The organism is Candidatus Latescibacterota bacterium, from assembly GCA_020633725.1.
Taxonomy (GTDB): Bacteria; Krumholzibacteriota; Krumholzibacteriia; order JACNKJ01; family JACNKJ01; genus VGXI01.
Genome location: JACKDC010000001.1, coordinates 612820 through 626700, shown reverse-complemented (window position 1 = coordinate 626700; position 13881 = coordinate 612820). Strand labels below are relative to the sequence as shown.

Here is a 13881-nt window from a genome sequence, read left to right as displayed (position 1 = left end):
AATAGGGCATACGCCGCGCACTGTCAAGGCCCTTGCCCCGCCGCCGGCAGCGAAATCGTCGCCTGCGAGGCCCGGATCGCCGCCAGCAGGGCCGCCGCGCCGCGGCGGTCTCCCGCTCGCCGCAGGATCGCTGCCCGGTAGAGTCGCAGGTAGTCGGCGGCGCTCCGCGACCAGCTGAAGTCGAGCCCCATGATGCGTCGCCGCAGCGAGAGCCGGGCGACCGGGTCGCCATGCAGCGCGAGCGCGCGCCGGATCGCGTCGAACAGCGCCTCGGGGCGGGCCTCGCCGAAGACGAACCCCGTGCCGTCCTCGGGGGCCTCCGTCACATCGCGCACGGTGTCCGCGAGTCCGCCCGTGGCCCTCACGATGGGCGGGGTGCCATAGCGGAGACTGTAGAGCTGGTTCAGGCCGCAGGGTTCGTAGCGGCTGGGCATGAGGAAGAGGTCCGCGCCGGCCTCGATGCGGTGGGCCAGGCGGTTGTCGTACTTCACCCAGACTCTCAGCTTGTCCGGACAATACCTTGCAGCGTCATTGAATGCAGCTTCGATCGCCGGTTCGCCGCTGCCGAGCACGACCAGCTGCAGCGGCAGCGCGAGCAGGTGATCCAGGAGCGGCACCAGCAGGTCGAAGCCCTTCTGCCGGACCAGCCGCGAGACCACGCCGAGCACGGGGACGTCCAGGTCCGGCAGGCCGGCTTCCTCACGCAGGGCGCGTCGGTTGGCCGCCTTGCCCGCCTCGACGGTCGCCGCCGTGTAGGTTTCTGCGAGTTCCGGGTCCGTGGCCGGCGACCACTCGTCCGTGTCGATCCCGTTCAGCACCCCCACCAGGGTGTCCAGCCGGTCCGCCAGGACCCCCTCCAGGCCATGGCCGAACTCGGCGCTGCCGGCGATCTCCTCGGCGTAGCGCGGACTCACCGTTGCGACGAGATCCGCGGCCACGATGCCGGCCTTCATGCAGTTCAGCTTGCCCCAGAACTCGTAGGGACTGCCGTAGCGCGCCTCGGCGGGGCTGATGCCGGCGCGCGCCAGCAGCGGCAGCGGAAACACGCCCTGATAGGCCAGGTTGTGGATGCTGAAGAGGGTCGCCGCGCGGCCGAGCAGCGGGTCGTCCCGCCAGTTCCGCTCGAGTAGCGCGGGGGCCAGGCCGGTGTGGAAGTCGTTGCAGTGGATCACGTCCACCGGCACAGGCCCCTCGGCGAGCGAGTCCAGCGCCGCCAGGGTGAAGGCGAGGAAGCGCTCGCCGTCGTCGGCGTAGCCCTCGCCGGTGGCGCGGTCGACATAGAGCGCATCCCGCTGAAAGTAGCGCGGAATGTCGATCAGGATCGCGCGCAGTCCGGGCGCGGGCGCGTGCTCCCAGCGGCGGTAGCGCAGCGGCGTCGACGCGTCCGGGAAGGGCAGGCTGCCCTCGCCCGCGGGCGAGAGTCCATGCGCCTCGCGGTCGACCACCCCGTGCAGCGGCAGCAGGAGCGTCACCCTGTGGCCCGCCTGCGCGATCGCACGGGGCAGGGCGCCGGCGACGTCGCCCAGGCCGCCGGCCTTGGCGTAGGGCAGGGCCTCCGCGGCGAGAAAGGCGATGTGCAGCGGGCGATCGTCCACGGGCTAGCCGCTCTGCGATTCGGCGGCGAGGCTCAGCTTGCGCAGATAGTCCGCCGCGTCTTCCGGAGGCGTGGGGTTGATGTAGAACCCGCTCCCCCACTCGAAGCCAGCCACCTTCGTGAGCTTCGGCATCAGCTCGAGGTGCCAGTGGAAGTGCCAGTCGACCCCGTCGTTGATGGGCGCCGTGTGGATGATGTAGTTGTAGGCGGGCTGATCCAGCGCGAGGTTCAGCTTGCGCAGCACCGTGCGCAGCACCTGCGCCAGATCGAGGCGCGCCGCGTCCCCCAGCCGGTGGAAGTGCGCTTCGTGCGCGCGCGGCAGGATCCACGTCTCGAAGGGAAAGCGCGCGGCGAAGGGCGAGATCACGAGGAAGTGCTCCGTCTCCAGGATCACGCGCCGCCCGTCGAAGAGCTCCTGGTCGATGATGTCGCAGAAGATGCAGCGCTCCTTGAGCTCGAAGTGCCGCTTGGCGCCCTCCAGCTCCTCCATCACGCGCTTGGGCACGATCGGCGTGGCGATCAGCTGCGTGTGCGAGTGCTCGAGGCTCGCCCCCGCTTCCTCGCCATGGTTCTTGAAGATGAGGATGTAGCGGAAGCGCCGGTCCCGCGCCAGGTCGAGCTGGCGCAGCCGATAGGCCTCGATCACGTTGGCGATGTGCTCGGCGCTCATGTCGCCGAAGCTGCGGTCGTGCTCCGGCGAGTCGATGATGACCTCGTGCGCGCCGACGCCGTCCACCACGTCGTAGAGCCCCACGCCCCGGCGCTTCAGCTCGCCCTCGATCACCAGGGCGGGGAACTTGTTGGGCACGACCCGCACCTGCCAGTCCGGGCCGTTGGGCACGGCGTCGCGGCGGAGCGCGAAGATCTCCGGGGGGGTCTTGTCCTCGTTGCCAGGACAGAACGGGCAGAAACCGCCCCGCTGCCGCGCGGGGCGGTGAGGGAAATCCATGGGGCGCTTGCCCCGCTCGCTGGCGATGATCACCCAGCGGCCGATGACCGGGTCCTTGCGCAGCTCAGGCATGTGACCGACTAGCGCTCGAAGATCCAGGCGTCCTTGTAGCCCATCTCGGTCAGATCCCGGCGCAGGATCACCGCGTCATCGCGCTCGGTGAAGCCCCCCACCAGGACCTTGTAGTAGGGGTCCAGGAAGAGGATGCGCACGGGCTTGTCGAAGCGGGAGTCCGCCTCGAGGGCCACCTCCTCGGCGCTCTGCCGGTTGCCGCTGGCAAAGATCTGCACGTAGAAGAGCGGGCCGGACGCGGCGGGCGCCGCGCTCTCCACGGGCAGGGGCGCCGCGGCCAGTTCCTGGGGCGCGGGCGCGGAGGCCGGGATGGGCGTCGAAGGCGGCGCCGTGTCCTCCACCGGAAGGTCCGCCTCGGCGGGCACCGCGTCGGCCGCGGCCACGCCCTCCTCGGCGAGGAAGTCGTAGGTCAGCGTGTCGCTGCTGGCGGTGTAGGTCTCCGGGGTGTCCGGGCTGTCCATCCAGGGATCGCTCTGGATGGGCTGCTTGGAACTGCAGGCGCTCAGCGCCAACGGCAGCGCCAGCAGCACGAGGCTGCGCTTGAACATTTTTCTCTCCTCCCTGTGGCCACGAGCGGCGGGAGGATAGCAGCCGCCCCTGGGACTGGCAACAGGATTCCGGCGGGTTCAGGCGTTCCGCAGGGCGCGCTCGTAGAGCGCAAGGGTCTGGTCCAGAACCACTTGCGGCGAGAAGCGCGCCCGGGCGTTCGCGTGGGCGGCGCGGCCTCGGCGCTCCCTCTCCGACGGGTCCGCCGCCCACGCCGCCAGGCAGGCCGCCAGGGCTGCGGGATCGCCCGCGGAAAAGCGCCAGCCGCTGTCGTCGTCCACCAGTTCGGGCAGCCCGCCCAGATCGCTGACCAGCGGGGCCCGCCCCAGCGCCATCGACTCGAGCACGGAGAGCGGCGCGTTCTCGTAGCACTCGCTGGGGACGATGCAGCCGTCGGCCTCGCGCACCCGCGCCGCGATGTCGCCGCGGGGCAGCCGCCCCAGCCACTCGACGCGGTCGCGAAGACCGAGCTCGTCCGCCAGCGCGCGCAGGGCCGCGTCGGCGGGGCCGTCTCCAGCGAGCTGGAGCTCCACCGGCGCGTCGCAGCGCGCGACAGCCCGCAGCAGCGTGCCGAGACCCTTCTCCGGGCTCACCCGCCCCGCCCAGAAGAGCCGCGGGCGATCGCGCCGGGGCGGCGGCGCGTAGGGCGCGGCGAGGACGTCCTCGCCGAAGGGCAGCGCATTCGGCAGGTGGACGATGCGCTCGGCCGGCACCCCGCCGGCGATCATCTTCTCGCGCAGGAAAACGCTCGGCGCGGTGAAGAGCGTCACGCCGCGCGCATAGCTCCCGAGCAATCGGTGCAGGGCCGCCTCCGCGAAGAGCACCGCGCTCTCCGCGAGGCCGCCGTCCTTGCAGCGATGCGCGAGCACCGGCCAGGGCATGCGCCCGAGGCACTCCTCGCAGAGCTTGCCGTCGCGCAGGAACAGGTAGACCGGGCACTGCAGCTTCAGGTCGTGCAAGGTCAGCAGCACCGGGATGCCGCGGTCCCGCGCAGGCGCCAGGATCGACGGGGTGAGCTGATGGTAGATGTTGTGCGCATGCACGATCGCGGGGCGTCGACGATCCAGCAGCGCCGCCATGCCGCGGCGCGCCTGGACGCCGTAGATCGTGCGCATCGCCTCGCGCGCCTTGCGCAGCGCGCCGCGCCGGGCGTGGTAGTCCACGGTCGCCGGGTAGAGGTCGGCGTCATCCGTCGCGACGTTGCGCGGGTCGTCCATGCCGAAGTAGCAGACCTCGTGGCCGGCCGCCCGCAGGGCGTCGCCCAGACCGAGGCAGACGATCTCCGCCCCGCCCTTCCGGTAGAGGAACTTGTTGACCTGCAGAACCCGCATCAGCCCTGCCCTCCGAGCGCGGCCAGGAAGCGTCCGTAGCGCGCGGTGAATCGCTCCGGCGCATGGTCCCGGGCCACGCGCCGCCGCAGCGCCTCCCTCGCCGCCGGGGACGGGGGCGCGACGAGGAAGCGGTCGATCTGCTCCGCCCAGTGCGCGGGGTCGTCGCCGTTCAGCAGCAGCCCGCGCTCGCCGCCGAGAAGCTCCGGCAGCGCCCCGTGCGGGGGCGCTGCCACCGGCAGTCCCGCCGCCTGGGCCTCGAGCACGCTCAGCGGCAGCGCCTCCTCCTCGCTGCCGAGCACGAAGAGGTCGTGGTCGGGCAGCAGGGCGGCGATGTCGTCGCGCTGCCCCAGCAGCCGCAGCGATCCGCCCAGCCCGAGTTCTCCCGCCAGCGCCTCGAGGCGGGGCCGCTCCGGTCCGTCGCCGATCAGGGTGAGACGGGCGGTGCGTCGGCGCCGCAGGGCGTCGACGAGCCGCAGCAGCCGCTCCAGGCGCTTCTCCGGGCGCAGCCCGGCGACGCAGACCAGCTCCACGGCGCCGCCCTGGCGCTGGGCGGGGACCTCCGTCGCCAGGAATCGCTCGAGATCGGGGACAGGATTCGGGATGCGCCGCCACAGCCCGCGCGGAACGCCCTCGCGCCGCTCCAGGGCCCGCTCCTGCCAGCCCCCGAGGGTCGCGAGGTTCGGACTCAGGCCGAGCAGGAGTCGGTTGTAGAGACGGTAGGCGCGCAGGCGCCCGGCGGCCGAGCTGTGCACCGGCGAGAGCGTCGGCAGGAAGCCGTGAAGCGCCGCCGCCAGGCGTCCCCAGAAGAGGCAGTCGTGGTGGTCCTGGACGTAGAGGAGATCAGGCTGTCGCTCGCGCAGCAGGCGCAGGAGCGCCGGCAGGGCGCGCGGCGAACGCGTGTCGGCCAGTCCGAGCGCATGGCTCGCGCAGCCGTCGGCGGCGAGCGCCTCCCCTACCGGCCCCGGCGACTTGAGGTAGCAGAGCTCCACCGAGACACCCGCCGCGCGCAGTCCGCGCAGCAGGCTGGCCAGCACCTTCTCGCCGCCGCCCACGCCCAGTGTGGAGGCCAGGACGAGCAGGCGGCGGATCGACAGCTCAGTCGGGTGGGTCATAGGGTCGTTCGCGCAGATCCACGGGACAGCCGAGCGCGTAGATCGAGCGCCCCACGCGCGCCGGGTTGCCGTAGACCACCGTCTCCGGCGGCACGTCGCGCGTCACCACCGCGCCGCTGCCCACCAGCGCCCGCGCGCCGATGCGCACCATGGGCAGCAGGGTGACGTTCACGCCGATCTGCGCGCCGGCCTCGATGATCGGCCCGCGCATGCACTCGGCCGACTGCGGGCAGCCCGGGTGGGGATCGTTGGCGATGGTCACGCCCGGGGCGAGGAAGGCCCCGTCGCCGATCTCCGTGAACTGCGCGATGTAGCAATTGCTGTGGATCTTGACGCCGTTGCCGATCACGCAGCCATAGTCGATGACGGTGTTGTTCCACACCGACAGGTGCTCGCCGATGCTGTTCTGCTCGCGGATGACGACGTTGTGGCCCGTCTCGAGCCCGGCCCCGATGCGGCTGCCTTGATAGATCACCGTTCCCGAGCGCAGGTGCGCGCCCGCGCCGATCAGCAGCTCCAGCGGGACGTCGCGACGTCCGGTGCGGTAGCCCAGCAGCACGTTGGGATCGAGATGGCGCGGCGCCTCCAGGCGCACGTGCTCCGGGATCAGCGGCTCACCCTCCATGGCGTCGCCCCCTGGTCAGATCGCCTTCGACAGATTGTAGTCGATTTCGACGCGGCGTCCACCCTCGCGAATGGACGTGCACCCGGCCTCCAGCGCGCAGACGACCTGATGCCCGTGCTCGAGTCCTGACTGGCAGGGCACCCCCTGGCGGATGCACTCGAGGAAGTGGGCGGTCTCGGCCTTGAGAGGCTCGCCGTCGTCCAGCTTGGGGATGTGGATGTCGCCGAAGCGATAGGCCAGCTGGAACTCGCCGAAGGTGTCGTAGTGGCGGTGCACGTCGACGCCCTTGTCGTAGACGCGGATCTTCTCCACGTTCGACGTGTCGTCGTAGACGAGCATCTTCTTCGAGCCCACCACGGTGATGCGCCGGATCTTGTTCGGATCCAGCCAGCTCACGTGCACGTGGGCGAGACGTCCGCCGGGGAAGCCGTAGGTGAGGAAGGCGACGTCCTCGATGCCGGGCTGGATGTAGCTGTGCCCGACGCCCTGCACCCGCTCCGGCTCCGCGCCCAGCAGGAAGTTGAAGATCGACAGGTCGTGGGGCGCGAGGTCCCAGACCACGTTGATGTCCTCCTGGAAGAGCCCCAGGTTCACGCGCGTCGAGCTCATGTAGTAGACCTCGCCCAGCTCGCCGGAGTCGAGCAGCTCCTTGATCTTGAGCACGGCGGGCGAATAGATGAACGTGTGCCCCACCATCCCGGCCAGCCCCCGTTCGCGCGCGAGCTTCACCAGCTGCAGGCTGTCCTCGGCGCTGTTGGTGAGGGGCTTCTCGACGAAGATGTGCTTGCCGGCCTCGATCGCCTCGCGCGCGATCTTGGCGTGGCTGGTCACCGGCGTCGCGATCACGATGGCGTCCAGGCCCGGGTCCTCGATCAGCTCGCGGTAGTCCTGCGTGGTGTCGAGGAAGGGGTAGAGCCGCTCCATGTGCTGAAGCCGCTCGCGGGACAGGTCGCTGACGCGCGTCACCTGGGCGCCGCTCTGATTCACGAAGTTCCGGATGAGATTGGGGCCCCAGTAGCCCGCCCCCACGACACCGATGCTGATCATGGCTCTCCTCACGTGGCCGCCGGTCGGCGCATCCCGCAGCGGGACCGGGCCGGCCTCTCTCGCCCAGCCCCGTGCCCATGCCGGATCGTGCCCCGGGACAGGTCGCTCATGACTGGGAATCTAGCAAGAACGACGCTCAATACCCCCCGACCCCGAAGATGACCACCGGGATCGTGCGCAGCAGGATCTTGAGGTCGAGCAGGAAGGACCAGTTCTCCATGTAGTGGATGTCGAGCATCACCATCTCGTCGAAGGGCACCTGGCTGCGGCCGCTGACCTGCCAGAGGCCGCTGATGCCCGGCTTCGCCTGCAGGCGCTGCTTGTGCCACTCGTGGTAGTACTCGACCTCGTACTCGATGGGAGGGCGCGGCCCCACCAGGCTCATGTCCCCGCGCAGCACGTTGAAGAGCTGCGGCAGTTCGTCGAGACTGCACTTGCGCAGGAAGCGGCCGATGGGCGTGATGCGGGGGTCGTCCGTCATCTTGAAGGCACGGCTGTCGTGGCGGGCGTTCCAGCCGTTGATCAGCCGCTCGGAGTAGGCGCGGTGGATGGAGTCGTCGCTTCGATGCACCATCGTCCGGAACTTGAAGAAGTTGAAGCAACGGCCCCCCAACCCCACACGGCGCTGGGTATAAATGGCGGGTCCCCTGGAACTGAGGCGTACACCCAGGTACACCAGCAGCAACAGGGGCGACAGGATGACGAGACCCAGCCCAGCGGCGACGATGTCGAACGCTCGCTTGGCGAGGGCTCCTCGCTGGTAGGCACCAGAGACGGCGGGGGCTGCAACCAGGGTCAAGTGGGGTTGCATGGTGACCCCATAGCCTTCCGCCGCGGAGTTGGCCACCATCGAAGTCTTTTTCAAGCTCGAACTCCTCGATGAACAGCTGAGATGCGATTCAAGCCTGGCAGAACAGGTCGTTAGCTATCGCTCGATAGTGCCTCCAGCGGTTTCAGCGAGTGTCACCTAAGGATGTCGTTCCAGCTGAACGCGCCCAGTATAGCATAGCCCTTCGATCGGCATCTACCGGAAAGGCAGGAGCCCCGGGCTTTCTTGAGGCCCGCCGGACGCGGCAACTGTGCTCGTGGAGCCACGGACCTCGCGGATGGCCCCTTGCAAGACGCCCTCCCACTTCTCCAGGAGCGCTGCGGAATCATGCTCCTGCCGCAGGTGCTCCCAGGCGCGCCGACGGCGGGCGTCCTTCTCCACTTCGCCCGCCGCCGCCGCCGCCTTCAACCCCGCCTGGAGCTCGCCCAGCGTCCTCCCCACGAGCCCCAGGCCACGCTCGGCGAGCAGCCTGTCCGGATCGACCGTGGAGACCACTTCGAGCCCTCCGCTCCAGGCCTCGAGCAGCGTGTTGGGAAAGCCCTCGGTGATCGACGTGATGAGCAGGACCCCGCACTCGGCCACGATCCCCGGCAGCGCCTCGGGCGCCACCGCGCCCCGGTAGTCCACGTTCGCCCGCGCATTCAAGGCGCGCTGAATAGGCGCCGCATAGCGCTCCTGCCCGGCGACCACGCCCCCGAAGACGATGAAGCGCTGGTCGGGCAGGGCGTCGGCGAGGGCGAGAAGCCACTCGGGGCGCTTTACGGGCCGCAGGTTGCCGCCCCAGAGGACGGCCCTCCCGCCGGGCAGCGCCGGCCGCGGCGGCAGCGGCCCCCCCATGAACGAGCGCAGGACGTAACCCTCCCGTCCCTGCGCACGGCGCAGGGCCAGACGCTGCCGCGCCGACTGCAGGACGATGGCGTCCGCCCGCGCCACACCCTGACGGAAGAGCACCCGGTCCTGGGGATGCGGAAGCAGTTCGCGCCCGGGGACGAAGTCGCTGTCGCTGGCCGACGCGAAGACGAAGGGCAGCCCGAGCAGGCCCGTGACCGCGCGCCCCAGGCCCGTCAGTTCCGACGCCCCCCGCTGCAACAGCAGCTCGCTGCCGCGGCGCCGCAGGAAGGCCGCGAGCGCGGTCCCCTTGGGGTGGATCAGCTTGAAGACGGGCAGGCCGCCCGCGGGAAAGCTCGGCCAGAGGCGAACGCCGTCGACGATCCGCGGCCGCTCGGGATCCAGGGCCGGGCCGGCGGCCACCAGCACGTCCACGTCGTGACCGCGGGCGACGAGCCCCCTGGCGAGGGACGCGAGCTGGCGCTCCGCGCCGCCCACGCCTTGCCGGGATTCGGGCAGGAAGGCGGGCGACGCGCCCGGGGCCAGGATCGCGAGTCTCACGGGGTCTGCAGGCCGCGGCCGAGGGCGGGCGCATGGCCGCGCTTCGGCACCCTCGTGCAATCCTGGAACAGGACGCCCGCGATCATGAACATCATGATCGTCGGGTACTCGGCGTGAAAGAGCATGTCCGTGGTCAGGGCCTGCACGTACTGGGTGATGGCCATCCCCATGAGGACCATCACCTCCATCGTCCCCGTGGTGGGATGGACGAGCCGTCCCGAGAGGAGCTGCAGCATTCGCCGCACCATGAACACGAGCATCAGCAGGTAGGGCACGACCAGCACGACGCCGCCCTCCACCCAGAGGCGGATGTACGAGTTGTGCGGCGAGGTGATGCCGTGCGCGTAAGGCGTGCTCACGGTGTTGCCGTAGAAGGTGAAGTACTTGTCATAGTAGAAGCTGAACCAGCCGAAGCCCGTGCCGAAGACAGGGAAGCGGCGGGCGATCTCGTAGGACGTCAGCCAGACGATGTAGCGGTCGTTCACCGTGCGCGAGTTCGCCATGCGCTCCTGGAAGACCTGCGACTCCTCGATGGTCTTGAGGTTCAGCAAGAACACCGTGGTGCCCAGGAGCATCGCGATCATCACCGGCTTGCGGAAGCGCCGGTCCAGCACGCTGAGGAAGATGAGCGTCGCCCCGTAGCCCATCCACACCGAGCGGCGATAGGTCCAGTAGATCGCGACCGAATAGATGACCAGGATGCCCAGGGACAGCAGCCGCCGGGAGAGCGAGCGCGCGTTCACCATGAGGTAGAAGAAGAAGACGATGCCCCCGACCATGACCGTCCCCAGCACCTGGGGCGAGTTGAAGGGGCCCTGGATGCGGTCGGCCATCCCCTCCTGCTGCCAGGTCAGCTTGTTGTTGTCCGTGAAGAAGCTGTACTCGGTGAAGTGCTCCTGGAAGCCAAGCACGGCGCAGTAGAGCGTCACGATGCCCAGCGTCAGCACGAGGGCGCGGATCTCCCGTTCCGAGGTCAGGAGGTTCTTCGCCAGGAAGAAGGCGATGAAGGGCGTGAGGATCTGGTCGTAGATGAGCTGGCCGGCCGCCACCGGCTCCCGCGCGCGCGCGACGCCCGGCAACAGCACGAGGAAGATCGCGAGCATCACCCACTCCACCGGCGCCATGCGGCGCAGCGTCCGCATCTTCAGGGCGACCTGGAAGACGAGCGCCATGAGAAGGAGCAGCGAGGCCACGCGGTCCACGGTGATGTCCGGAATGCCGGCGCCCATGTCGATGCGGACGAAGTTGGTGAGGATCGGCGAGGTGCCGATCCAGACCAGGAACATCGCCATGGTGTTCTTGACGACGGCGTAGAGGATGAAGGGCACCAGGCTGACGACGAGCACCTGCATCCAGTTGCCGCCGAAGAAGGCCAACCCCATGAGGATCCCCACGAAACCGGCGACCAGCAAGGTGGGATCGAAGGAGATCAGGCCGCCGAAGCGCTTCCACAGCGAGGGCTTCTGGAAGACGACGCGGTACATGTCAGAGACGGCGGTAGAGGAAGTCGGGAATGGGGTGCTCCCGCATGTTGAAGACCATCCCCGTCACGGGGATGCCCGCCGTCTTGAAGCCGCGGAGCGTCTGCAGCATGATCTCCCGCTTGGTGCGTCGGTAGCTGGCCAGCAGCAGCACCGCATCCGCGCGCCGCCCCCAGAGCTCGACGTACTTGTCGAATCCCGCCCGGCCGTTGAAGATCACCGCTCGATAGTAGCGCGTGGCCTCGGAGACGAAGGCGTCCGCCTGCTCCGCGGCGAGCTTCACGAAGCTCTGGTGCAGATGCCCGGCGTGGATCGCCGCCAGGTCGGTGAGCTCCGTGGCGAAAGGTAGCAGTTTGAAGTCCACGTCGCCACGAAGATACTCGCTGAGGCCGTGATCGGGCAGGCCGGTCGTGTTGCGGATCGTGGGCTGGACGATGTCGCCGTCGACGAAGAGGCACTCCTCGCCCTCGCGCATGGCCAGGTAGTAGGCCAGCGCCCAGCTCACCGTGCTCACGCCCTCGCCTTGGTCGCTGGCGCCCATGTAGATGAACGGACGCTTCGCCTGGAGCAGCGGCTGCAGCGCGGAGTAGAGCCCTTCCAGCTCGGGCAGGATCCGGCGGTCGAAATGGGACGGATCCGGGCGCTGGCCCGCCGCCGACTCCTTGATGAAGTGCTTCATGCTCGCCCCTCAGATCTTGCGGAAACTGGCCAGCACGGGCACGCCCGTGAAGTCCTCCAGCTCCGCCCGGCGCTGGAAGGTGTGCGACGTCGCCTCCTTCATGAAGGCGATGGCCACGGCCAGCAGCAGCGCGAACAGCGGCGCCACGACCACGGTGACGATCTTGGGAGTCTCCCCCTCGACACCGCCGATGTTCGGCGGGCCGAGCTGGACGATCTGGTTCTCCAGCATCGACTGCGCCTCGCTGGCCTGCGTGTCGCTGAACTTCGTGATCAGCTCGCCGTAGAGGCGCCACTGCTGCTCGATGTACGCGTCGTAGTACTCCAGGCGGCCGGCCGTCACGGGCACGTTCTCGAGCTGGCCCTTGAGCTCGGTGATCGCCGTCGTCAGCAGGCGCTCGTGCGCCTTCATCTGCCCCAGCTGCAGCTCGTGCTCATCCAGCACGGCGCGGATGGTGCCGTCCAGATTGACCTCGGCCTCCCGCAGCTCGTCGCGCTTCGCCCGCACCAGCCGGTGATCGTCGGTGTAGCGCGAGCGCAGCTCGGCGAGGTTCATCCGCAGGTCGTTGACCACGAAGAGGTTCTTGTTGACGAGATTGTCCTCGCGCAGCGCCTTCGTCAGGGCCGTGCTCTCGGGCGCGCTGACGTAGCGCCGCTCCTGCTCCACCTGCAGCGCGTAGAGCTCGCGCTCCCGCTGCCGGCGCGCGAGATCGAGCTCGAGCTGCTGCAGCGACTCCGTGAGCGCGATCTCCTGGTGGTTCCAGTTGAACAGCTGCGTGTCCTCCTGGAGATCCGCCTTGGACTCCTTCGCGATCCGGATGCGGTCCTCCACGTCGCGCAGGGCGCCTTCGAGGTAGCTGCGGCCGTGGCTCTCCAGCGAAACGCGGCGGAACTCGTTCAGGAAGCCCTGGCTGTACATCTCCGCCAGGGCGAGAGCCGTGTCGGCGTCCGTGTCGCGGACGAGGATGTTGATGATGTCCGTCTCCTGGACGGGCACCACCTCCACCATCGTCGCGAGACCGGAGGCGATCTCCAGCGTGCGCGACTCCGGCGGGTCGGCCCAGCCGCGGTACTGGTCGTAGCGCCGGGCCGTGTCCACGAGCACGCCCTGGCTGCGGCCCATCTCCGCGAGGGAGTTGATCTCCTCTTCCCACTGCAGACGGCCCACGTAGCGGATCGTCGCCTGCTGGGGCAGCGCGCGGTTGACGAAGAGCTTCACCGACGCCACGAAGACCCGCTGGCGCAGGGAGAGCCCCCACATGATCGCCAGGAGGAGCACGATGAAGGAGCCGATGATCGTCCATTTGTGCAGGAAGATCACCAGGAAGAACTCACGCAGCGTGATCTGCTGCCCGCTCTGAGGACGCTGTTGCGCGTTCTGGGTGTCGGAAACGTCCATCGGTGTACCGGCTAGTTGGAGTAGTAGAGGTTGAGTTCCTTGGACAGCGCGTTCTCGAAGACGATGGCGTCGAGGCCGAAGCGCAGCGCGACGAGGCTGTTGCCGAAGGCCGCGTCCACGAAGTCGCGCAGGTTCGCCACGCGGCTCTTGGGCACGACCACGATGTCGTAGCGCTGCAGCGGAATGTCCGGCAGCAGCGACTCGCCCTTGAGCAGCTTGGAGAAGTTGATGTCGAAGACCACGGGGTCCTGCCCCGGGACGCGACGGATGACGATCACCTGCTTCTTCTGCCCGTCCGGCGTCAGACCGCCGCAGGCGGCGATGGCGCCCGCCAGCGTGAGCGGCTCCGACTTGGCCAGCTGCGGCGTGCGCACCTCCCCCAGCACGAAGACGTGCTGGCTGCCCAGCTCGACGAGATGCACGAAGACCTGCGGGTCCACGAGGTAGCGCGTCAGGCTGTCCACGATGGCGCTCTGCAGCTCTTCCAGCGTCAGGCCGGCGGCGAGGATGGGCTGGTCCAGCAGCGGCAGCAGCACGCGCCCGTCCGGGCTGACCTTGACGTTCGAGTCGAGGGCGGTCTCCCCCACGAAGGTGGCGCGCAGGACGTCGCCGGGCCCGAGCAGGTAGCGCGGCTCGGGGACCGCGATGCCCTCCTCCTGCAGCGTGGCGGCCTCGTGAATGGTGTGGACCGTCACCGGCGGTTTCGACCCGCCACAACCGACCAGCGCGAGCAGAAGGGCGGCGGGGACCGCCTTCCATCCGTGCAAGATGCTATTCTGCAAGGCCTTCCGCATCAGGACGCAACCCCTCGTTGAACGGCCGCGCGGAC

At 69.2% G+C, this 13881-nt stretch carries 13 protein-coding genes; all 13 read right to left on the bottom strand.

The window, feature by feature from the left end:
- Nucleotides 1–23: 23 nt before the first annotated feature.
- The 13 genes from H6693_02720 to H6693_02660 all read right to left on the bottom strand — a co-directional run bounded on the left by H6693_02720 (nucleotide 24) and on the right by H6693_02660 (nucleotide 13747).
- Nucleotides 24–1595, bottom strand: coding sequence for a glycogen synthase (locus H6693_02720; GenBank protein ID MCB9515089.1), 1572 nt, complete (start codon nucleotides 1593–1595; stop codon nucleotides 24–26).
- A 3-nt stretch (nucleotides 1596–1598) separates the two neighbouring features.
- A complete protein-coding gene (gene galT / locus H6693_02715) occupies nucleotides 1599–2615 on the bottom strand; it encodes a galactose-1-phosphate uridylyltransferase (GenBank protein ID MCB9515088.1) in 1017 nt (338 codons plus the stop codon).
- An 8-nt stretch (nucleotides 2616–2623) separates the two neighbouring features.
- A complete protein-coding gene (locus H6693_02710; GenBank protein MCB9515087.1) occupies nucleotides 2624–3163 on the bottom strand; it encodes an SPOR domain-containing protein in 540 nt (179 codons plus the stop codon).
- A 78-nt stretch (nucleotides 3164–3241) separates the two neighbouring features.
- Nucleotides 3242–4492, bottom strand: a complete 1251-nt coding sequence (locus H6693_02705; protein ID MCB9515086.1) for a glycosyltransferase — start codon at nucleotides 4490–4492, stop codon at nucleotides 3242–3244.
- Nucleotides 4492–5604 carry a glycosyltransferase gene (locus H6693_02700; GenBank protein MCB9515085.1) on the bottom strand — a complete coding sequence of 371 codons (1113 nt, stop codon included), beginning with the start codon at nucleotides 5602–5604 and terminating at the stop codon, nucleotides 4492–4494. The genes H6693_02705 and H6693_02700 overlap by 1 nt, the downstream gene beginning before the upstream one ends.
- Complete coding sequence (locus tag H6693_02695; GenBank protein MCB9515084.1) at nucleotides 5588–6229, bottom strand: N-acetyltransferase; 642 nt, start codon at nucleotides 6227–6229, stop codon at nucleotides 5588–5590. The genes H6693_02700 and H6693_02695 overlap by 17 nt, the downstream gene beginning before the upstream one ends.
- A gap of 15 nt (nucleotides 6230–6244) precedes the next feature.
- Nucleotides 6245–7276: a Gfo/Idh/MocA family oxidoreductase gene (locus H6693_02690; protein ID MCB9515083.1), complete on the bottom strand. Its 1032-nt coding sequence runs from the start codon at nucleotides 7274–7276 to the stop codon at nucleotides 6245–6247.
- Nucleotides 7277–7412: 136 nt separating this feature from the next.
- The gene (locus H6693_02685) at nucleotides 7413–8087 is read right to left on the bottom strand and encodes a sugar transferase (GenBank protein ID MCB9515082.1); all 675 of its coding nucleotides are present in this window, start codon (nucleotides 8085–8087) and stop codon (nucleotides 7413–7415) included.
- Nucleotides 8088–8300: 213 nt separating this feature from the next.
- Nucleotides 8301–9494: a glycosyltransferase family 4 protein gene (locus tag H6693_02680; protein MCB9515081.1), complete on the bottom strand. Its 1194-nt coding sequence runs from the start codon at nucleotides 9492–9494 to the stop codon at nucleotides 8301–8303.
- Nucleotides 9491–10978 carry an O-antigen ligase family protein gene (locus tag H6693_02675; GenBank protein ID MCB9515080.1) on the bottom strand — a complete coding sequence of 496 codons (1488 nt, stop codon included), beginning with the start codon at nucleotides 10976–10978 and terminating at the stop codon, nucleotides 9491–9493. The genes H6693_02680 and H6693_02675 overlap by 4 nt, the downstream gene beginning before the upstream one ends.
- A 1-nt stretch (nucleotide 10979) precedes the next feature.
- Nucleotides 10980–11654 carry a hypothetical protein gene (locus H6693_02670; protein ID MCB9515079.1) on the bottom strand — a complete coding sequence of 225 codons (675 nt, stop codon included), beginning with the start codon at nucleotides 11652–11654 and terminating at the stop codon, nucleotides 10980–10982.
- Nucleotides 11655–11663: 9 nt separating this feature from the next.
- Nucleotides 11664–13052, bottom strand: coding sequence for a hypothetical protein (locus tag H6693_02665; GenBank protein ID MCB9515078.1), 1389 nt, complete (start codon nucleotides 13050–13052; stop codon nucleotides 11664–11666).
- Between the two features lie 11 nt (nucleotides 13053–13063).
- The gene (locus H6693_02660; protein MCB9515077.1) at nucleotides 13064–13747 is read right to left on the bottom strand and encodes a polysaccharide export protein; all 684 of its coding nucleotides are present in this window, start codon (nucleotides 13745–13747) and stop codon (nucleotides 13064–13066) included.
- Nucleotides 13748–13881: the final 134 nt, after the last annotated feature.

Excerpts from the sequence above, each read along its gene's own strand:
- galT (MCB9515088.1), bottom strand. The coding sequence starts at position 2,615 with ATGCCTGAGCTGCGCAAGGACCCGGTCATCGGCCGCTGGGTGATCATC.
- H6693_02710 (MCB9515087.1), bottom strand. The coding sequence starts at position 3,163 with ATGTTCAAGCGCAGCCTCGTGCTGCTGGCGCTGCCGTTGGCGCTGAGC.
- H6693_02705 (MCB9515086.1), bottom strand. The coding sequence starts at position 4,492 with ATGCGGGTTCTGCAGGTCAACAAGTTCCTCTACCGGAAGGGCGGGGCG.
- H6693_02700 (MCB9515085.1), bottom strand. The coding sequence starts at position 5,604 with ATGACCCACCCGACTGAGCTGTCGATCCGCCGCCTGCTCGTCCTGGCC.
- H6693_02695 (MCB9515084.1), bottom strand. The coding sequence starts at position 6,229 with ATGGAGGGTGAGCCGCTGATCCCGGAGCACGTGCGCCTGGAGGCGCCG.
- H6693_02690 (MCB9515083.1), bottom strand. The coding sequence starts at position 7,276 with ATGATCAGCATCGGTGTCGTGGGGGCGGGCTACTGGGGCCCCAATCTC.
- H6693_02685 (MCB9515082.1), bottom strand. The coding sequence starts at position 8,087 with ATGCAACCCCACTTGACCCTGGTTGCAGCCCCCGCCGTCTCTGGTGCC.
- H6693_02675 (MCB9515080.1), bottom strand. The coding sequence starts at position 10,978 with ATGTACCGCGTCGTCTTCCAGAAGCCCTCGCTGTGGAAGCGCTTCGGC.
- H6693_02670 (MCB9515079.1), bottom strand. The coding sequence starts at position 11,654 with ATGAAGCACTTCATCAAGGAGTCGGCGGCGGGCCAGCGCCCGGATCCG.
- H6693_02665 (MCB9515078.1), bottom strand. The coding sequence starts at position 13,052 with ATGGACGTTTCCGACACCCAGAACGCGCAACAGCGTCCTCAGAGCGGG.